The sequence below is a fragment of the Streptomyces sp. AM8-1-1 genome (assembly GCF_032229325.1).
GTDB lineage: Bacteria > Actinomycetota > Actinomycetes > Streptomycetales > Streptomycetaceae > Streptomyces > Streptomyces achmelvichensis.
The window spans coordinates 4998720-5019417 of record NZ_CP135086.1 but is presented as its reverse complement, the minus strand read 5'-3'; the positions used below and the strand labels follow the sequence as shown (position 1 = coordinate 5019417).

The 20698-nt window shown below is 67.0% G+C and carries 12 protein-coding genes and 3 rRNA genes; 4 read left to right on the top strand and 11 right to left on the bottom strand.

Features of this window, described 5'->3' with window-relative positions; genetic code table 11:
• Position 1 precedes the first annotated feature (1 nt).
• Positions 2-1312 carry a DUF58 domain-containing protein gene (locus tag RPQ07_RS22635; RefSeq protein ID WP_313946000.1) on the top strand — a complete coding sequence of 437 codons (1311 nt, stop codon included), beginning with the start codon at positions 2-4 and terminating at the stop codon, positions 1310-1312.
• A gap of 93 nt (positions 1313-1405) precedes the next feature.
• On the opposite strand, the gene rrf is transcribed toward RPQ07_RS22635, so the two are convergent.
• The 4 genes from rrf to RPQ07_RS22615 all read right to left on the bottom strand — a co-directional run bounded on the left by rrf (position 1406) and on the right by RPQ07_RS22615 (position 8167).
• Positions 1406-1522 (bottom strand): 5S ribosomal RNA (gene rrf, locus RPQ07_RS22630).
• Positions 1523-1610: 88 nt separating this feature from the next.
• Positions 1611-4735, bottom strand: a 23S ribosomal RNA gene (locus tag RPQ07_RS22625).
• Between the two features lie 310 nt (positions 4736-5045).
• Positions 5046-6568: ribosomal RNA gene (locus RPQ07_RS22620) — 16S ribosomal RNA — on the bottom strand.
• Together the 16S, 23S and 5S rRNA genes form the textbook arrangement of a ribosomal RNA operon.
• A gap of 591 nt (positions 6569-7159) precedes the next feature.
• Positions 7160-8167 carry a stage II sporulation protein M gene (locus RPQ07_RS22615; RefSeq protein WP_313945999.1) on the bottom strand — a complete coding sequence of 336 codons (1008 nt, stop codon included), beginning with the start codon at positions 8165-8167 and terminating at the stop codon, positions 7160-7162.
• Between the two features lie 121 nt (positions 8168-8288).
• Here RPQ07_RS22615 and RPQ07_RS22610 point away from each other — a divergent pair, with 121 nt between their 5' ends.
• On the top strand, positions 8289-9350 hold the full coding sequence (locus RPQ07_RS22610; RefSeq protein ID WP_313945998.1) for an RDD family protein: 1062 nt from the start codon (positions 8289-8291) through the stop codon (positions 9348-9350).
• A gap of 74 nt (positions 9351-9424) precedes the next feature.
• Here the strand turns inward: RPQ07_RS22610 and RPQ07_RS22605 are convergent, their stop codons facing one another.
• Both RPQ07_RS22605 and ahcY read right to left on the bottom strand, forming a co-directional pair.
• Positions 9425-10039, bottom strand: coding sequence for a hypothetical protein (locus RPQ07_RS22605; protein ID WP_313945997.1), 615 nt, complete (start codon positions 10037-10039; stop codon positions 9425-9427).
• A gap of 353 nt (positions 10040-10392) precedes the next feature.
• A complete protein-coding gene (gene ahcY / locus RPQ07_RS22600; RefSeq protein ID WP_313945996.1) occupies positions 10393-11850 on the bottom strand; it encodes an adenosylhomocysteinase in 1458 nt (485 codons plus the stop codon).
• Between the two features lie 444 nt (positions 11851-12294).
• Between ahcY and RPQ07_RS22595 the strand changes: the two genes are divergently transcribed.
• Positions 12295-14388 carry a fructose-specific PTS transporter subunit EIIC gene (locus RPQ07_RS22595; RefSeq protein WP_413777846.1) on the top strand — a complete coding sequence of 698 codons (2094 nt, stop codon included), beginning with the start codon at positions 12295-12297 and terminating at the stop codon, positions 14386-14388.
• A 135-nt stretch (positions 14389-14523) separates the two neighbouring features.
• Complete coding sequence (gene lepB, locus RPQ07_RS22590) at positions 14524-15222, top strand: signal peptidase I (RefSeq protein ID WP_313945994.1); 699 nt, start codon at positions 14524-14526, stop codon at positions 15220-15222.
• Between the two features lie 83 nt (positions 15223-15305).
• Here the strand turns inward: lepB and RPQ07_RS22585 are convergent, their stop codons facing one another.
• From RPQ07_RS22585 to RPQ07_RS22565, 5 genes are all read right to left on the bottom strand, one after another.
• Complete coding sequence (locus RPQ07_RS22585; protein ID WP_313945993.1) at positions 15306-16286, bottom strand: cation diffusion facilitator family transporter; 981 nt, start codon at positions 16284-16286, stop codon at positions 15306-15308.
• Between the two features lie 99 nt (positions 16287-16385).
• Complete coding sequence (gene manA / locus RPQ07_RS22580; protein ID WP_313945992.1) at positions 16386-17561, bottom strand: mannose-6-phosphate isomerase, class I; 1176 nt, start codon at positions 17559-17561, stop codon at positions 16386-16388.
• 91 nt (positions 17562-17652) lie between these two features.
• Entirely contained in the window at positions 17653-18789 is a 1137-nt protein-coding gene (locus tag RPQ07_RS22575) for an SIS domain-containing protein (protein ID WP_313945991.1), read from the bottom strand.
• A 34-nt stretch (positions 18790-18823) separates the two neighbouring features.
• Positions 18824-19006 (bottom strand): Trm112 family protein, encoded by a 183-nt coding sequence (locus RPQ07_RS22570; RefSeq protein ID WP_313945990.1) that lies wholly within the window; start codon positions 19004-19006, stop codon positions 18824-18826.
• Between the two features lie 306 nt (positions 19007-19312).
• Positions 19313-20677 (bottom strand): phosphomannomutase/phosphoglucomutase, encoded by a 1365-nt coding sequence (locus tag RPQ07_RS22565; RefSeq protein WP_313945989.1) that lies wholly within the window; start codon positions 20675-20677, stop codon positions 19313-19315.
• Positions 20678-20698 lie beyond the last annotated feature (21 nt).

Here is a 20698-nt window from a genome sequence, read left to right as displayed (position 1 = left end):
CATGGCCCTCACCGGACGAACCGCACTGCTCGCCGCTCTCGGCTCGCTCCCCGTGGGCATCCTCGCGCCCAGCTGGACGGGGATGCTTGCTGTGAATGCGCCTCTCTCTTTGGCAATCTTGTGCGACTACGCCCTCGCCGCGCCAGTGCGAACGCTCCGATTCACCCGAAGCGGTGATACATCAGTTCGACTCGGTGAACGTGCTGACGTCCAGCTGACGATCACCAACCCCTCAGCGCGCCGTCTGCGCGCCGACCTTCGCGACGCATGGCCTCCCAGCAGCTGGGTCGTCGGCACCGAGCAAGCCGCATCCCGGCACAAGGTGTCCGTGCCCGCCCGTGAACGCCGGCGCATCACCACCGCTCTGCGTCCCACACGCCGCGGCGACCGTCATGCCGAGCGGGTCACCGTCCGGTCGTACGGCCCTCTCGGCCTCGCCGCCCGCCAGAGCAATCACAGCGTCGCCTGGACGGTCCGCGTCCTGCCTCCGTTCGCCAGCCGCAAGCACCTGCCGTCCCGCCTGGCCCGGCTGCGAGAACTCGACGGCCGCACCAGCGTCCTGATCCGTGGGCAGGGGACGGAGTTCGACAGTCTTCGTGACTACGTGCCCGGCGACGACACCCGCTCCATCGACTGGCGGGCCACCGCCCGTCGGACGACTGTTGCCGTGCGCACGTGGCGCCCGGAACGCGACCGCCACATCCTCGTCGTGCTCGACACCGGCCGCACATCCGCCGGCCGAGTGGGAGATGTCCCGCGTCTCGACGCGGCGATGGACGCCGCCCTGCTCCTCACCGCGCTTGCCTCACGCGCCGGCGACCGGGTCGATCTCCTGGCGTACGACCGTCGTGTCCGCGCCCAGGTGCAGGGACGATCCGCGGGCGAACTTCTGCCCGCCATGGTCAACGCGCTCGCTCCCCTGGAGCCGGAACTCGTCGAGACCGACGCGCGTGGCCTGAGTGCAGCAGCTCTCAAGAGCGCTCCGCGACGATCGCTGATCGTGCTGCTCACGGGCCTCGATGCTGCCCCCATCGAAGAGGGCCTGCTCCCGGTCCTGCCTCAGCTCACCCAACGGCACACCGTGCTCGTGGCCGCGGTGGCTGATCCGCACATCCAGGAGATGTCCGCTGCGCGTGGGGATGTGGAGGCCGTCTACGACGCCGCGGCGGGTACGCAGTCCCAGGCTCAGCGGCGCCGCACAGCGGAGCAACTTCAGCGCCATGGCGTCATTGTCGTGGACGCGACCCCGGACGATCTCGCTCCGGCCCTCGCCGACACCTATTTGGCACTGAAAGCAGCTGGCAAGCTGTAGAGAGGCGAATGCGGAGCCCAAGGGCTTTCGCCCATTCGCCCCGGAACGCAGAAAGGCCCCGCACCAGAGGTGCGGGGCCTTCCCACAATGATTGTTCGGCGGCGTCCTACTCTCCCACAGGGTCCCCCCTGCAGTACCATCGGCGCTGAAAGGCTTAGCTTCCGGGTTCGGAATGTAACCGGGCGTTTCCCTAACGCAATGACCACCGAAACACTATGAAGATATCGACCCGGAACCCACACAGACGGGGGTTCGACAGTTCGTTACTTCAGAACTAACACAGTGGACGCGAGCAACTGAGGACAAGCCCTCGGCCTATTAGTACCGGTCAACTCCACCCATTACTGGGCTTCCATATCCGGCCTATCAACCCAGTCGTCTACTGGGAGCCTTACCCTCTCAAGGAGGTGGGAATACTCATCTCGAAGCAGGCTTCCCGCTTAGATGCTTTCAGCGGTTATCCCTCCCGAACGTAGCCAACCAGCCATGCCCTTGGCAGGACAACTGGCACACCAGAGGTTCGTCCGTCCCGGTCCTCTCGTACTAGGGACAGCCCTTCTCAATATTCCTACGCGCACAGCGGATAGGGACCGAACTGTCTCACGACGTTCTAAACCCAGCTCGCGTACCGCTTTAATGGGCGAACAGCCCAACCCTTGGGACCGACTCCAGCCCCAGGATGCGACGAGCCGACATCGAGGTGCCAAACCATCCCGTCGATATGGACTCTTGGGGAAGATCAGCCTGTTATCCCCGGGGTACCTTTTATCCGTTGAGCGACGGCGCTTCCACAAGCCACCGCCGGATCACTAGTCCCGACTTTCGTCCCTGCTCGACCCGTCGGTCTCACAGTCAAGCTCCCTTGTGCACTTACACTCAACACCTGATTGCCAACCAGGCTGAGGGAACCTTTGGGCGCCTCCGTTACCCTTTGGGAGGCAACCGCCCCAGTTAAACTACCCATCAGACACTGTCCCTGATCCGGATCACGGACCCAGGTTAGACATCCAGCACGACCAGAGTGGTATTTCAACGATGACTCCACAACCACTGGCGTGGCCGCTTCACAGTCTCCCACCTATCCTACACAAGCCGAACCGAACACCAATATCAAACTGTAGTAAAGGTCCCGGGGTCTTTCCGTCCTGCTGCGCGAAACGAGCATCTTTACTCGTAGTGCAATTTCACCGGGCCTATGGTTGAGACAGTCGAGAAGTCGTTACGCCATTCGTGCAGGTCGGAACTTACCCGACAAGGAATTTCGCTACCTTAGGATGGTTATAGTTACCACCGCCGTTTTACTGGCGCTTAAGTTCTCAGCTTCGCACGCCCGAAAGCGTACTAACCGGTCCCCTTAACGTTCCAGCACCGGGCAGGCGTCAGTCCGTATACATCGCCTTACGGCTTCGCACGGACCTGTGTTTTTAGTAAACAGTCGCTTCTCGCTGGTCTCTGCGGCCACCCCCAGCTCGAGGAGCAAGTCCTCTCACCAGTGATGGCCCCCCCTTCTCCCGAAGTTACGGGGGCATTTTGCCGAGTTCCTTAACCATAGTTCACCCGAACGCCTCGGTATTCTCTACCTGACCACCTGAGTCGGTTTAGGGTACGGGCCGCCATGAAACTCGCTAGAGGCTTTTCTCGACAGCATAGGATCATCCACTTCACCACAATCGGCTCGGCATCAGGTCTCAGCCTTAACGAGGGACGGATTTGCCTACCCCTCGGCCTACACCCTTACCCGGGACAACCACCGCCCGGGCTGGACTACCTTCCTGCGTCACCCCATCGCTTACCTACTACCACCTTGGATCGCCGGCTCCACCACTTTCCTTTCCCCGAAGGGTCCGGAACGGCTTCACGGGCTTAGCATTAATGGGCTCGATATTGGGCGTTTCAAAGCGGGTACCGGAATATCAACCGGTTGTCCATCGACTACGCCTGTCGGCCTCGCCTTAGGTCCCGACTTACCCTGGGCAGATCAGCTTGACCCAGGAACCCTTAGTCAATCGGCGCACACGTTTCTCACGTGTGTATCGCTACTCATGCCTGCATTCTCACTCGTGAACCGTCCACCACTGCCTTCCGGCGCGGCTTCACCCGGCACACGACGCTCCCCTACCCATCCCAGCGGGCGTTGGCCCTATGTGCTGGAATGACACGACTTCGGCGGTACGCTTGAGCCCCGCTACATTGTCGGCGCGGAATCACTTGACCAGTGAGCTATTACGCACTCTTTCAAGGGTGGCTGCTTCTAAGCCAACCTCCTGGTTGTCTCTGCGACTCCACATCCTTTCCCACTTAGCGTACGCTTAGGGGCCTTAGTCGATGCTCTGGGCTGTTTCCCTCTCGACCATGGAGCTTATCCCCCACAGTCTCACTGCCGTGCTCTCACTTACCGGCATTCGGAGTTTGGCTAAGGTCAGTAACCCGGTAGGGCCCATCGCCTATCCAGTGCTCTACCTCCGGCAAGAAACACACGACGCTGCACCTAAATGCATTTCGGGGAGAACCAGCTATCACGGAGTTTGATTGGCCTTTCACCCCTAACCACAGGTCATCCCCCAGGTTTTCAACCCTGGTGGGTTCGGTCCTCCACGACCTCTTACAGCCGCTTCAACCTGCCCATGGCTAGATCACTCCGCTTCGGGTCTTGAGCGCGCTACTATGTCGCCCTATTCGGACTCGCTTTCGCTACGGCTTCCCCACACGGGTTAACCTCGCAACACACCGCAAACTCGCAGGCTCATTCTTCAAAAGGCACGCAGTCACGACGCAAGGAACAAGTTCCTTGCGCGACGCTCCCACGGCTTGTAGGCACACGGTTTCAGGTACTATTTCACTCCGCTCCCGCGGTACTCTTCACCATTCCCTCACGGTACTATCCGCTATCGGTCACCAGGGAATATTTAGGCTTAACGGGTGGTCCCGCCAGATTCACACGGGATTTCTCGGGCCCCGTGCTACTTGGGTGTCTCTTAAACGAGCCGCATGAATTTCAGCTACGGGGGTCTTACCCTCTACGCCGGACCTTTCGCATGTCCTTCGCCTATCCATACGGTTTCTGACTCGTCTCACCGCCGGCAGACGATGATAAAGAGATCCCACAACCCCGCATGCGCAACCCCTGCCGGGTATCACACGCATACGGTTTGGCCTCATCCGGTTTCGCTCGCCACTACTCCCGGAATCACGGTTGTTTTCTCTTCCTGAGGGTACTGAGATGTTTCACTTCCCCTCGTTCCCTCCACACTGCCTATGTGTTCAGCAGCGGGTGACAGCCCATGACGACTGCCGGGTTTCCCCATTCGGAAACCCCCGGATCAAAGCCTGGTTGACGACTCCCCGGGGACTATCGTGGCCTCCCACGTCCTTCATCGGTTCCTGGTGCCAAGGCATCCACCGTGCGCCCTTAAAAACTTGGCCACAGATGCTCGCGTCCACTGTGCAGTTCTCAAGCAACGACCAGCCACCCACCACCCCGCTGAAAACAGCGAGTTCACTGGGGCCGGCATCGCGAAGGTTCAGACAACTTTCTGTCCGTACCCTCAGATACCCAACAGCGCGCCCGGCACGACCAGTCGAATCCTGTGTTCCACGCCGAAGCAGTACTAACAGTCATCATCTGAGCCGTGCCGAATAGTCAACGTTCCACCCATGAGCAACCAGCACCGGACATTCGCCGATGTACTGGCCTCTGACCTGATCCGAAGATCCGGTAAGAAGTGCTCCTTAGAAAGGAGGTGATCCAGCCGCACCTTCCGGTACGGCTACCTTGTTACGACTTCGTCCCAATCGCCAGTCCCACCTTCGACAGCTCCCTCCCACAAGGGGTTGGGCCACCGGCTTCGGGTGTTACCGACTTTCGTGACGTGACGGGCGGTGTGTACAAGGCCCGGGAACGTATTCACCGCAGCAATGCTGATCTGCGATTACTAGCAACTCCGACTTCATGGGGTCGAGTTGCAGACCCCAATCCGAACTGAGACCGGCTTTTGAGATTCGCTCCGCCTCGCGGCATCGCAGCTCATTGTACCGGCCATTGTAGCACGTGTGCAGCCCAAGACATAAGGGGCATGATGACTTGACGTCGTCCCCACCTTCCTCCGAGTTGACCCCGGCAGTCTCCTGTGAGTCCCCATCACCCCGAAGGGCATGCTGGCAACACAGAACAAGGGTTGCGCTCGTTGCGGGACTTAACCCAACATCTCACGACACGAGCTGACGACAGCCATGCACCACCTGTCACCCGACCACAAGGGGGCACCATCTCTGATGCTTTCCGGGCGATGTCAAGCCTTGGTAAGGTTCTTCGCGTTGCGTCGAATTAAGCCACATGCTCCGCTGCTTGTGCGGGCCCCCGTCAATTCCTTTGAGTTTTAGCCTTGCGGCCGTACTCCCCAGGCGGGGAACCAATGCGTTAGCTGCGGCACCGACGACGTGGAATGTCGCCAACACCTAGTTCCCAACGTTTACGGCGTGGACTACCAGGGTATCTAATCCTGTTCGCTCCCCACGCTTTCGCTCCTCAGCGTCAGTAATGGCCCAGAGATCCGCCTTCGCCACCGGTGTTCCTCCTGATATCTGCGCATTTCACCGCTACACCAGGAATTCCGATCTCCCCTACCACACTCTAGCTAGCCCGTATCGAATGCAGACCCGGGGTTAAGCCCCGGGCTTTCACATCCGACGTGACAAGCCGCCTACGAGCTCTTTACGCCCAATAATTCCGGACAACGCTTGCGCCCTACGTACTACCGCGGCTGCTGGCACGTAGTTAGCCGGCGCTTCTTCTGCAGGTACCGTCACTTTCGCTTCTTCCCTGCTGAAAGAGGTTTACAACCCGAAGGCCGTCATCCCTCACGCGGCGTCGCTGCATCAGGCTTTCGCCCATTGTGCAATATTCCCCACTGCTGCCTCCCGTAGGAGTCTGGGCCGTGTCTCAGTCCCAGTGTGGCCGGTCGCCCTCTCAGGCCGGCTACCCGTCGTCGCCTTGGTAGGCCATCACCCCACCAACAAGCTGATAGGCCGCGGGCTCATCCTTCACCGCCGGAGCTTTCAACCCCTTCCCATGCAGGAAGGAGTGTTATCCGGTATTAGACCCCGTTTCCAGGGCTTGTCCCAGAGTGAAGGGCAGATTGCCCACGTGTTACTCACCCGTTCGCCACTAATCCACCCCGAAGGGCTTCATCGTTCGACTTGCATGTGTTAAGCACGCCGCCAGCGTTCGTCCTGAGCCAGGATCAAACTCTCCATGAATGTTTTCCCGTAATCGGGATGAACACCACAAGAGCGGAACAGCCGATCGGAATAAGACCGACTGTTCACAGCGTCCTCGCTGTGTCATTGCCTACCAACCACAAGGGCCGGCAGGACTTTCAAAGGAACCTCGCCATCCGAAGATGGACGGGGTATCAACATATCTGGCGTTGACTTTTGGCACGCTGTTGAGTTCTCAAGGAACGGACGCTTCCTTTGTACTCACCCTCTCGGGCTTTCCTCCGGGCGCTTCCCTTCGGTCTTGCGTTTCCAACCCTACCAGATTCTTTTTCCGTTCCGTTTCCGGTGGAGTTTGAATCCGATGGCCGATTGGAGTGGCCTTTGCCTTTCGGCTGCACCGACTTTATCAGAAGCATTTCGGCCGAGCTAATCAGCCTGAGTGATCCGGATAAGGAGTCGATTGGCTCTGCGGAAATTTGAATTTCCGTTGAGAGCGAGAGAGACATTATCAACTGCTCTCGGCCTTGTCCAGTCCGAGGCAACCCTCAAAATCTACCTCCCCACATCCGCCGTGTCAACGGTTTTTGCGGGCGGAGAGGACACTAGCAGGTCAGACGGGCCGGACGCACATCAGGCAGCGGCCGGGAGTTCGGCACTGCGGTCGGCCTCGTCGACGTCGCCCGTGTCGCCCGCCCGGGCCGCTCGTCCGCCCAGAACGTAGACGTATGCCAGGAAGGCCAGTTCAGCGACGATGCCGATGGTGATGCGGGCCCACGTGGGCAGGCCGGACGGGGTGACGAAGCCTTCGATCACGCCCGCCACGAAGAGCACCAGGGCCAGGCCGATAGCCATTCCGAGCGCGGCGCGCCCTTGCTGGGCGAGCGCCGTCCGGCGGGACAGAGGGCCGGGGTCGATGAGCGTCCAGCCAAGGCGTAGGCCCGTACCCGCGGCGACGAAGACAGCGGTCAGTTCGAGGAGACCGTGCGGCAGAACGAGGCCCAGGAACGTGTCGAGACGGCCGGCCGAGGACATCAGGCCGATGCCGACGCCCAGATTGAGCATGTTGAGGAACAGGATCCAGATCACCGGGAGGCACAGGAAGGCGCCGAGGGTGAGGCACATGGCGGCTGCCCGTGCGTTGTTCGTCCAGACCTGGGCGGCGAAGGAGGCCGCGGGGTGGCTGGAGTAGTACGTCTCGTACTCGCCACCCGGTTGCGTGAGCCGGCGGAGTTCGTCGGGCGCGGCGATCGACGACTGGACCTCGGGGTGGACGCCGATCCACCAGCCGATGATCGCGGCGAGGAGGGTGGAGAGCACGGCGGTCGGTATCCACCAGTGGCGGGAGCGGTAGACGGCCGCCGGGAAGCCGGCGGTGACGAAGCGGACCGCGTCCCGCCAGGTGGCTCGCCGGGTTCCCGTGACCGTGGAGCGGGCGCGGGCGACGAGCTGCGTGAGGCGGCCGGTGAGTACCGGGTCGGGGGCGCTCGACTGTATGAGGGACAGGTGCGTGGCGGTGCGCTGGTAGAGCGCGACGAGTTCGTCGGCTTCGGCGCCCGTGAGTCGGCGGCCTCGGTGCAGTAGGTGGTCCAGGCGGTCCCACTCGGCACGGTGGGCGGTCACGAAGACATCGAGGTCCATGGTCGGCTGCTGCTCCAGGCACTGGGTGCGTACGGTTCGTACTACTGCGGCGCGCTGCGGATCAGCTTGGCAGACTGATGAAGCAAGGGGCAGGGACGGTCGACGGCGGAGGGCGGCAGCGGTGAGTGCGCTAGTGACGGGGGACGCGGTCGTACTGGGGCTGCAGTCGGCGAAACTGCCGAGTCGAGCACTCGCCATAGTGATCGACCTGGTGGTCGTGTGGGCCGCTTACCTGTTCATATCCATAGGCCTCGCCGTGGCGACGGCCTCACTGGACGAGGCGGCCGTCATGGCGGTGTCGATCGCGTCGTTCCTCCTGGTCCTGGTGGGTGCGCCGATAGCCGTGGAGACCCTGAGCCGTGGGCGCTCGCTGGGGAAGCTCGCCTGCGGACTGCGGGTCGTGCGCGATGACGGCGGGCCGATCCGCTTCCGTCACGCGCTGGTGCGCGGGGCGATGGGAGTGGTCGAGATCCTGATGTCGTTCGGAGTCATCGCGTGCATCGCGTCGCTGGTGTCGGCGCGGGGCCGGCGCATCGGGGATGTCTTCGCGGGGACGCTGGTCGTACGGGAGCGGGTGCCCGCCACACGCGGGAACGTCCTGCCCCCTCCGCCCCCGTGGCTCGTGGGCCGCTTCGCGGAGCTGGACCTGTCGGCAGTGCCCGATCACCTGTGGCTGGCGATACGGCAGTTTCTGACGCGGATGCGCCAGTTGGACCCGGCGGTGAGCTGGTCGATGGCGGAACGGCTGGCGGGTGACCTGGCCGAACGCACGGGGGCGCCCGCGCCGCAGGGTGTGCCTCCGGCCGCTTATCTGGCCGCTGTGGTGAACGAGCGGCAGGCCCGGGATGCGCGACGCGCCTTCGGGGCGGGGGGCGTTGGAGGTGCGCCGATGACCGGGACGGGCCAGATGCAGGCGGCAGCACCCGGGTTCGGCTCCCCGGCCACCGGAGCGAGTGGCGGTGCGGGCGCGGCAGCCGCGGGTGCGGCAATGGGGAACACTGTGAGCCCTGGTGCAGGCTGGACCGGCGGTGGCAGTGAGGCTGCCGGTTCTCAGGCGACGCCCGTAGCGCTCGGGCCGGCCAAGGAAGTCGGTCCCCGCATCCCGACCGGGCCGACCCGCGGTGCCGGTGACCGCGCCGATGGCGGCGCACCGCGGTCGACGGGCTTCGCGCCTCCCGCTTAGGGGCAGGCAGCCGGTCAGAAGCAGCTACCGAACCCGGCGTGGCGGGCTGCCGTGGGCCTCGCTGCGATCGCTCGTCAGGGCAGGGCCGACGGTGGTGTCTCGAGGTCCTCGAGTTCGATGCCGGGCGCCGCGAGAACCACGTCCCCCGCGATGTGCACCGCGTGCTGCTCCCCTGTGTCCAGGGCGCTGACCTGGTATTCGTCCACGGTCAGAGGGCCATTGTCAGTGGCATGCGCTTCACTCTTCACCAGGGCCCAGGACTGATCCACCGTGCGGGGGGCGAGGACTGGATCCGTGAAGGCGACCAGGCGGACGCGCGTCGCCGGGGAGCCGGGGGTGAGCTGCAGCAGGCGGGCGGTCGCGATGAGGAAGGCGGGGGACGTGCCGGTGAAGGCGTGGGCGCGGACATTGCCTTCGGTGGCATGAGTGCCGGTGGGGTCGGTGCGGACCCAGGTGACGCCGTCGAGTGCGGCGCCACGGACTTGCCAGCTGGATGCGTGGAGTTCGAGGCGGATGGGACGGCCGAGTTCGTCGAGGGCGAGGTCGACGGAGCCTGCGTGGTCGCCGGAGGGGGTGGTGATCTGCGAGACGTAGCGCCAGCCGGACGGGCCGGGGGCGCATTGGAAGTGTTCGTTGCCGAGGGGGGTGTGATCGTGCGGATCGTGGAGCGAATAGCGGCCGCGGGGCATGGGGGCGTCGGTGTCCTTGGGCGGTGAGGCTCGTGCCGGAGAGCCGGAGCCGTTCGGGGAGGGTACGGGGCAGGCCCCCGACACGGGGGTGCGGGGGCCTGCCTGGTGCCACTGTCGGCTGTGCTGTCTGTTGACCACGGGCTGCTGACCGCCGCCTGCGGCGGGTGGTGTGACGGCTACCTGCCGCGAGGCTGTCCGGCCGCCGACGGCCACCTGTGGCGGAGGCTGTCACGCTGCCGTCGGCCGCCGGAAGCTGTCCGGCTTCCGTCAGCCGGCCTGTCGCCCAGGTCCGACCGACGGCCGACTGTCCACCTGCGCCGTGCAGGGGGCAGCCGGCCGGGGTCGGCAGACGATCAGTAGCGGTAGTGGTCCGACTTGTACGGGCCCTCGACCTGCACACCGATGTACGAGGCCTGCTCGGGGCGGAGCGTCGTGAGCTTCACGCCGAGCGCGTCCAGGTGCAGCCGGGCGACCTTCTCGTCGAGGTGCTTCGGCAGCACGTAGACGTCGGTCGGGTACTCCTGCGGCTTGGTGAAGAGCTCGATCTGCGCCAGGGTCTGGTCGGCGAAGCTGTTGGACATCACGAACGAGGGGTGACCCGTCGCGTTGCCCAGGTTCAGCAGGCGGCCCTCCGACAGCACGATGATGACCTTGCCGTCGGGGAACTTCCAGGTGTGGACCTGGGGCTTGACCTCGTCCTTGACGATGCCCGGGATCTGCGCCAGGCCGGCCATGTCGATCTCGTTGTCGAAGTGGCCGATGTTCCCGACGATGGCCTGGTGCTTCATCTTGGTCATGTCGGCGGCCATGATGATGTCCTTGTTGCCCGTGGTGGTGATGAACAGGTCGGCCGTGCCGACGACCTCGTCGAGCGTGGTGACCTGGTAGCCGTCCATCGCCGCCTGGAGGGCGCAGATGGGGTCGATCTCGGTGATGATCACGCGGGCGCCCTGGCCGCGGAGGGACTCCGCGCAGCCCTTGCCGACGTCGCCGTAGCCGCAGACGACCGCGACCTTGCCGCCGATCAGGACGTCGGTGGCGCGGTTGATGCCGTCGACGAGCGAGTGGCGGCAGCCGTACTTGTTGTCGAACTTGGACTTGGTGACCGCGTCGTTGACGTTGATCGCCGGGAAGAGGAGGGTGCCGTCGCGGTGCATCTCGTACAGACGGTGAACACCGGTGGTGGTCTCTTCGGTGACGCCGCGGATCTCGGACGCCAGGCGGGTCCACTTCTGCGGGTCCTCGGAGAGGGTGCGGTTCAGCAGGCGGAGGATGTAGGCGTACTCCTCGCTGTCCGCGGTGGCCGGGTCGGGGGCCTCGCCGGCCTTCTCGAACTCAACGCCCTTGTGGACCAGGAGCGTGGCGTCACCGCCGTCGTCGAGGATCATGTTCGGACCGCCGGTGGGCGTGCCGGGCCAGGTCAGCGCCTGCTCCGTGCACCACCAGTACTCCTCCAGCGTCTCGCCCTTCCAGGCGAAGACCGGGACGCCCGCGGGGCTGTCCGGCGTGCCGTTGGGGCCGACCGCGATCGCGGCGGCGGCGTGGTCCTGGGTGGAGAAGATGTTGCAGGACGCCCAGCGGACCTCGGCGCCGAGGGCGACCAGGGTCTCGATGAGGACGGCGGTCTGCACGGTCATGTGCAGCGAGCCGGTGATGCGCGCGCCGGCGAGCGGCTGCTGCGCGGCGTACTCCTTGCGGATCGACATCAGGCCGGGCATCTCGTGCTCGGCGAGGGTGATCTCCTTGCGGCCGAAGTCGGCGAGCGAAAGGTCGGCGACCTTGAAGTCCTGGCCGGTGGCGACAGTCGTCATGGGCGAGCTGCTCCTCGTGGTTGGGTCGAGGTGGGTACGGCTGGCTCTGCGGCGGCGGACACAGGAATGCCCGGGCCACTCGCAGCGCAGTCCGTCGGAGGCCCTCTCTCCCTCGGCCGGTCCGTGAGGACCGCCCGACCGCCATCAGCAGCGACGTCTGAGTCTGGTCACGAATCTACACCGATCCCTGCGGTCGGCCCCAGCCCGCCCCGGGGCGCCCGGGAGCAGGATTCGGCCACATCCCAGGGGCCTTGTCCTTTAAGTGCCGGGCCACCAGGGCTTTTGATGTGGCGCAAACGTGTTGCACGATGCTGCGGGATCGGGAATCTGCACGATCTGCGCCACAAGCGTTAGGAGAAACACGTGACCAGTCCGGAGAGCGAGAAGCGGAAGGTCAGGCTTCTCGCGGTGACCGCCTGTCCGACCGGCATCGCGCACACCTACATGGCCGCGGAGAAGCTGGCACAGGCCGCGGAGGCGCTCGGCGTCGAGATCAAGGTGGAGACGCAGGGCTCCATCGGCGCCGAGAACGTCCTGACTGACAACGATGTCAGAAACGCTGACGGCATCATCATCGCCGCCGACAAGGACGTCGACCGCAGCCGTTTCGTGGGCAAGAAGGTGCTGGCCGTCGGGGTGGCCGAAGGGATCCACCACCCGGAGAGTCTGATCGAGCAGGTGCAGAGCGCGCCCGTGCACGCTGCGGACGGCGGCAGTGGCGGCGGATCGGCAGCCGGCGGATCCGGGGCGGCCGGGGGTGGCAAGGAGCGCAGCACCGTCTACAAGGCGCTGATGAACGGCGTCTCGTACATGATCCCGTTCGTAGTCGTCGGCGGACTGCTCATCGCTATATCCCTCGCCCTCGGCGGTGACGCGACGGCCAAGGGCTATGTGATTCCCGAGGGGAGTTTCTGGGCGGATGTGAACGCCGTCGGTGTCATCGGCTTCGAGCTGATGATCCCGATCCTGTCCGGATACATCGCCTACGCGATCGCCGACCGGCCCGCGCTGGTGCCGGGCATGATCGGTGGCTGGATCGCCGGGCACGGGGAGTTCTACGACTCCGAGGCGGGCGCGGGGTTCATCGGCGCCATCGTCACCGGGTTCCTGGCCGGATATCTGGTCCTGTGGATCAAGAAGGTCAAGGTCCCCAAGTTCGCGCAGCCGATCATGCCGATCATCGTGATCCCGATCGTGGCGACGACGGCGCTGAGTCTGTTCTTCATCTACGTCATCGGTGAACCCATCGCCTGGGTGTTCACGCATCTCACCGACTGGCTGAGCGGGATGACCGGAACCAGTGCGGTACTGCTGGGTGCGCTGCTGGGGCTCATGATCGCGTTCGACATGGGCGGGCCGGTCAACAAAACCGCGTTCCTCTTCGGCGCCGGGCTCATCGCGACCGGCAACCAGACCGTCATGGGCATGTGCGCCGCCGCGATCCCGGTGATGCCGCTCGGTCAGGGGCTCGCCACGCTGATACGGCGCAGGCTCTACTCGCAGCAGGAGCGCGAGACCGGTATGGCGGCGCTGTTCATGGGCATGTTCGGCATCTCCGAGGGCGCGATTCCGTTCGCCGCCGCACGGCCGGCACAGGTGATCCCGGCGAACATGCTCGGTGGTGCGGTGGCTGGAGCGATCGCCGGTGTCGCCTCGGTCGAGGACGCGGTACCGCACGGCGGACCGATCGTGGCGGTGCTCGGGGCGATCGGCGGGGTGCCGATGTTCTTCCTCGCCGTGGCCGTCGGCACCCTCGTCACGGCGATCACGACGAATGCGCTGATCGACATCAAGGAGCGTGGCAACCGCGGTGCGGCGGCACTCGCGACCGCGGGAGCCGGAGCCGTGTCCGGGACGGGGGCCGCGCCTCTCGTACCCGAGCCGGTGCTCGCCGGCGCCGGAGCGGGACCCGGAGCGGGAGCCGGCACCGCGGCCGTGCTCACGAAGGCACCTGCCGCTCCCCCGGCGGCCTCCCCCGCCACCGAGCCCCCGGCCGAACCCGAGGCTGCGCCCCAGGCCCAGACCGAGCCCGAGACTGAGCCCCGGCCTGAGCCCCTGGCCGAGGCCGACGCTGCCGACGACGACGTGCTGTCCGGGTATCTCACCGGGCAGACCGTGAAGGTACGGCTGGAGGCCGGGACCAAGGACGCCGCCATCCGTGAGATGGCCGCGATGCTCGCCACCACCGGGAAGGTCACCGACCTGGAGGCGCTGGTGGCGGCGGCATTCGCCCGTGAGGAACAGGGGTCCACCGGGCTCGGCGAGGATATCGCCATTCCGCACGCCAAGACCGACGCGGTCACGGCCCCGGTGGTCGGGTTCGCGCGGTCGGCCGAGGGCGTGGAGTGGGGTTCGCTCGACGGTACGCAGGCCAAGCTGATCTTCATGATCACGGTGCCGGAGGCGGCCGCGGGCGACGAACACCTGCGGATCCTCGCGATGCTGTCGCGCAAGCTGATGGACACCGGCTTCCGCGAGCGGCTGTCGGCCGCGCCCGACGAGGCGGCGGTCCTCACGGTGTTGCGTGAAGTTCAGTAGCCGTACGCCTGCCGGCACAGGTGCGTGCAGGAGCAGGCCCTAGGCATGACTCAGGGCCATGCACCCCGGGCCCCGCGCGAGAATCGCGCGGGGCCCGGGCCTGTACGGGCCGGGGTGGCGACGTGGGGGGACCACATGACAGCCGGACGCTCGAGGCGGGATCTGCGCGTTGCCGGGTTAGTGCTGCTGGTGGCGGGTCTGCTGGGAATGGCGGGGATGCTGGTGCCGCTCCTGGGGTACTCGGTGCGCGCCGCGAACGGCGATTCGATGACGCCCGGCTTCGCGCAGGGCGACCCCGTCTTCTTCGAGGAGGTGGGTCCCGGTGACGTACGGCGTGGCGACATCGTCCTGTTCCGCGCTCCGTCTCCCGTCGGCCAGGAGACGATGAAGCGGGTGGTGGGCGTCGGCGGGGACAGTGTCGCCTGCTGCGACAGCGGTGAGCGCGTCACCGTGAACGGGAAGCCGTTGCGAGAGCCGTATCTCAGGGACGGAGACGCGATCGGCGGTGCGCCTCCGTACGACGTGAAGGTGCCGGACGGGCAGGTCTTCCTGCTCGGGGACAACCGGATGGATTCCCTCGACTCACGCTTCTTCGAGGGCGGCGGCACGGTGCCGGTGGCGGCGGTGAAGGGCCGCGCGGACGACACCGCCGTGCCGATGCTGCTGGTCGCGGGTGTCACGGTGTCGGGCGTGGCCCTTCTGGCCGGAGTAGGGCTCGCTCTGGCCGGCCGGGTGGCGGGGCGGCGTCGTGCGCGGGCGGCCGGGCAGTTCCCCGGGTCGCCTCCTCCCGGCGCCCCGCCGACTGCCCCTGCCCGACCGACCGGCACGCGGTGAGCAAGCAACGACAGGGCCCCCGGACCGTGTGGTCCGGGGGCCCTCCTGCGCGTATGCAGGATGCCGTTCGCGCGCCCGAGGCGTCAGTGCGCTCCGTCCGGGGCCGGGCCGCCGCCCGGGGACTTCGCCGGGTTCACGCCCGCTTCGGCCGCCGCAGCGTCGTAGATGTCCGGCTCCAGGTAGATGACGCGGGCGATCGGGACGGCGGCGCGAATGCGGTCCTCGGCGGCGTTGATCGCGTGGGCGATCTCCGTGGCCGTGTCGTCGTGCTCCACCGCGACCTTCGCCGCGACCAGAAGCTCCTCGGGACCGAGGTGGAGGGTGCGCATGTGGATGATGCGCGTGACCACCTGGCCGTCCACGAGCGCTTCCTTGATCTTCTCGACGTCCTCGACGCCGGCCGCCTCACCCAGCAGGAGCGACTTCGTCTCCGCGGCCAGGACGATCGCGATGACGATCAGCAGGACACCGATGCAGAGGGTGCCGATGCCGTCCCACACGCCGTTGCCGGTGCCCAGGGCGAGACCGACGCCACCGAGCGCCAGGAACAGACCGACGAGCGCGCCCAGGTCCTCCAGCAGGACGACGGGGAGCTCGGGCGCCTTGGCCCGGCGTACGAACTGCGTCCAGGACAGCGCCCCGCGGATCGCGTTGGACTCCTTGATGGCCGTGCGGAAGGAGAACGTCTCGGCGATGATCGCGAAGACGAGGACGCCGACCGGCCAGTACCAGGCCTCGATCGGGTGCGGGTGCTTGATCTTCTCGTAGCCCTCGTAGATCGCGAACATGCCGCCGACCGAGAAGAGGACGATGGAGACGAGGAAGGCGTAGATGTAGCGCTCGCGGCCGTAGCCGAAGGGGTGTTGCGGGGTCGCCTCGCGCTGGGCCTTCTTGCCGCCGAGCAGCAGCAGGCCCTGGTTGCCGGAGTCGGCGAGCGAGTGGACGCTTTCGGCGAGCATCGACGACGAGCCGCTGAACAGGAACGCCACGAACTTCGCTACCGCGATTGCGAGATTGGCGGCCAGTGCCGCCACGATCGCCTTGGTTCCGCCTGACGCGCTCATGTGTGCGGTATGTCCCTTCGTCCTGACGTCGGTCGCCGGTTCGGTCTTTGCCCGGTCTTTGCGGTGCGCCATTGTTGCAGCACCGGAAGGCGGTCGGCGTCAGACCACCACAGTGGCGCGGAAGAGGGTCCCGGTACCGCCCCTGGTGCCCGCGATCTCCGTCTTGTCACCTGCGGGGACGAACACGGACTCCCCTGGTGCGAGGGCCAGTTCGCCGACGGTGACACCCCCGGCGGTGCAGAGCAGGATCTGCGGGGTCGGCGCGGTGATGTCGCGTGCGGCCGCTCCCGGCGCGAGGACGAAACGCGAGAGCCGGAACTCGTCGGTGGGGGTGTCGTACAGCTCCTCACCGGACGGGGAGGCCTCCGGGCGCAGTACGCCGGGGTCGCCCGCCTCGAAGCGGACGATGCGCAGCAGTTCGGGGACGTCCACGTGCTTGGGGGTCAGTCCGCAGCGCAGGACGTTGTCGGAGTTGGCCATGATCTCGACACCGAGGCCGTCGAGATACGCGTGCGGAACTCCGGCACCGAGGAACAGGGCCTCACCGGGCTGCAGTTGGACGTGGTTGAGCAGCATCGCGGCGATGACGCCCGGGTCGCCCGGGTAGTGGTGGGCGATGGCGGCGTACGGGATGTACGGGCCGCCGAGCCGTTCCGCGGAGAGCGCGGCCGCGTGGACGGTCTTCGTCATCTCCTCGGGGTCGGCGGTCAGCACCGCGGTCAGGACCTCGCGGAGCGCGGACTCCTCCGGGCGGGCGTGCAGCAGGTCGACGTACGGCTCCAGGGTGTCGACGCCGAGGCCGGAGAGCAGTGCCGCGGCCTCCAGCGGGTCCCGGAACCCGCACAGCCCGTCGAACGGCGTGAGCGCGCAGATCAGTTCGGGCTTGTGGTTGGCGTCCTTGTAGTTGCGGTGCGGGGCGTCGACCGGGACGCCCGCGCTCTCCTCGGCGGCGTAACCCGCCTTCGCCTGCTCGAGGTTCGGATGTACCTGGAGGGAGAGCGGGCCGCCCGCGGCGAGGATCTTGAGGAGGAAGGGGAGACGCGGGCCGAACTTCTCGACGACCGCGCTGCCGAGTTCACCGGCCGGGTCGGCGGCGATCACGTCCGACAGCGCGCGTTCGCCCGCTTCCCTGGTGAGACGGGACGGAGCTCCCGGGTGGGCGCCCATCCACATCTCGGCCTGCGGCTCACCGGTGGGTTCGATGCCGAGCAGCTCCGGGATCGCGGTCGTGGATCCCCAAGCGTAGGGGCGCACGGTGTTGGCGAGGCGGTCCATGATCTTTCGGCTTCTCCCTGCTTCATTGCTGTACTGCTGTACTGCGGTGGTGCGGTGAAACGGCGGTGCGGCGAACCGCGGTGCGCTGGTGCTACGCAGGGTGGCCCAGCGCCGCGAGCGCCAGGTAAACAGCGGCGAAATCGGTGACGGCGAGGAGCTCGGCGATCGATTCGAGTTCCGAGCCCTCCTCGGGTTCGAGCTCGCTGATGGGGGTGTCGTGGCCGAGCGCCAGTTCACGCGCCGCGGGAGCCGCGGTCAGTCCGCCGACGGGCCGGTCGCGCAGCAGGACGACCCGGGCACGCAACGCCTGCGGCTCGTCCACACGATCGCGGAAGAAGTCGTCCGGGTCGGCGCCGGCGGCGAAGTCGCTGACGAGGAGCCCGCCGTGCGCGGGGAGCGCTTCGGGCAGTTCGGCGGCGAGCGCGGGGCATCCGGCCAGCTCGGCCAGTACGGCGGCGAACCGGCGGCCCACCGGCGCTGCTCCCCCGCCTTCCGTCCAGACCAGCGGAAGGCTGTCGGCGAGCTCGGCGGCGAGCGTCTTGGCCGGATTGCTGTACGTGGCGATCGCCGGGCCGCAGCGCTCGGCCGTGCGGTCCAGACGTTCCGCGACCTTCTCCAGGATCTCCGGTGGGGCCTCCAGCAGTCCGACCCGGTCGAGCAGGGCCAGCAGCGGGGTGAACAGCGCCCACAGCGCGCCGGGGCTCGCGGCCTGCGTCTCCTCGTACAGCTCGTGCGGGGCGGTGGCCATCGGGACGACCATGCCGTGCGTACCGTCGACGGCCTCGGCGAGCGGGGAGTTGCGCGGGGCGACGGCGACGACGGTGGCCCCCCGGCGGTACGCCTGCTCCGCGAGGAGCGCGAGACCCGGTTCGCTGCCGTCGGTGGTGGCGATGAGCAGCAGGTCCACCGAGCCGGCCCAGCCGGGGAGCGCCCAGCGCAGTGCGCCGGCCGCGGGTGCGACACCGGTGGGATGCAGGCGGGTGACGGGGGCGAACGCACCGGCGAGTGCGCCGATCAGATCGGCGACTCCGGTGGCGGCGTGTCCGGGGCCGGCGACGAGGACGGCACGGGGGCGGCCCTCGGGCTTCAGCTCGGAGATGCCGGCCTCCGCGGCGTGCCGGGCGGCGGTGCGGACCCGCGCCCCGGCCTCGGCGGCGCCACGGAGCAGTCCTCGGCGATCGGCTCGGGCCAGGGCTTCCGGATCGTCGAGGAGCGACTCGTCGAGCATGGGATGGGGTCTCCGATCGCCGTGCGGTGGTGGGTCAGGCGGGGCGGCGTGCTTCGTCGACGAGAAGGACGGGGATGCCGTCGCGTACGGGGTAGGCCAGGCCGCAGTCCTTGCCGGTGCAGATCAGCTCGGGGGTCTGTTCCGCCGTGCTGTCGCTGAGCGGTGCGTGGCAGGCCGGGCACGCGAGGATCTCCAGGAGACCGGCTTCGAGCGGCATGTGTGAGGTTCCCTTCGGGGGCGGACCGGTGCGGTGGTCGCCGAACACGCGGTCGCGGTCATGCGGATTGGGCCACGTCAGCCTACCGCCGGGGGGTGGGGTGCGGCGCGTTCTGGGGGTGAGGGAACGGGCCGCGTACGGGCGCCACCCCTCGGCGGCTCATGGCCGCCGTGCGGGGCGCCGCGTCTCGTACCCACCCGGCGCGCACCGCCCGACCGTGCCGCACCCCTCGTGTACGCCGAGTACGCCGAGCACGTAAGCCGGGCACGTACGCCGAGCACGTACGCCGAGACCCGGACTCGCGCCTCAGCTCTCCCGCACCAGCGCGAGGACCTCGTCCCGCACCTTTGCCATCGTCGCCTCGTCCCGTGCCTCCACGTTCAGGCGCAGCAGCGGTTCCGTGTTCGAGGGGCGGAGGTTGAACCACCAGTCGTCGGCCGAGACCGTGAGGCCGTCCATGTCGTCCGTCGTCACGCCGGGGCGCTGAGTGAATTCCGCCTTCACCGCCGCGGTGCGGCCCGCCTGGTCCGCGACCGTGGAGTTGATCTCGCCGGAGCCGCGGTAGCGGTCGTACTGCGCGACGAGCGCGGAGAGCGGACCGTCCTGGGAGCCGAGCGCCGCCAGGACGTGGAGGGCCGCGAGCATGCCGGTGTCCGCGTTCCAGAAGTCGCGGAAGTAGTAGTGGGCCGAGTGCTCACCGCCGAAGATCGCTCCCGTGTGCGCCATCTCCTGCTTGATGAAGGAGTGGCCCACCCGGGTGCGGACCGGCTTGCCGCCGTTCTCGCGGACGACCTCGGGGACCGACCAGGACGTGATCAGGTTGTGGATCACCGTGCCGCCGGGATGCTTCGCCAGTTCGCGCGCCGCGACGAGTGCCGTGATCGCGGACGGGGAGATGCCCTCGCCGCGCTCGTCGACGACGAAGCACCGGTCGGCGTCCCCGTCGAACGCGATGCCGAGGTCGGCGCCTTCGAGCCGGACGCGTTCCTGGAGGTCGACGATGTTCGCCGGGTCCAGCGGGTTCGCCTCGTGGTTGGGGAAGGTGCCGTCCAGTTCGAAGTACATCGGGACGAGGGTGAGGGGCAGGGACGCGAAGACGGTGGGGACCGTGTGGCCGCCCATCCCGTTGCCGGCGTCCACGACGACCTTCAGCGGGCGCATCGCGGAGAGGTCCACGAGCGACAGCAGGTGGGCGGCGTAGTCGGTCAGGGTGTCCCGCTCGGTCACCGTGCCGGGCGAGGCCGCCGGGGCCGGGGCGCCTTCCGCCGACCACTGCTCGGCCAGCGCGCGGATGTCCGCGAGACCGGTGTCCTGGCCGACCGGGGCCGCGCCCGCCCGGCACATCTTGATGCCGTTGTACTGCGCGGGATTGTGGGAGGCGGTGAACATCGCCCCGGGCAGGTCGTAGTGCCCGGACGCGAAGTACAGCTGGTCCGTCGAGCAGAGCCCGATCAGGGTGACGTCGGCGCCACGGGCCGCCGCGCCGCGGGCGAAGGCGCCCGACAGCCCGGGCGACGTGGGGCGCATGTCATGGCCGACGACGATCGCGTCCGCGCCCGTCACCTGCACGAAGGCGGCCCCGAACAGCTCGGCCAGCGCCTCGTCCCACTGGTCCGGCACCACCCCGCGGACGTCGTACGCCTTCACGATCTGTGACAGATCAGCGGTCACGGGCCAGCCTCCTGAAAGTCT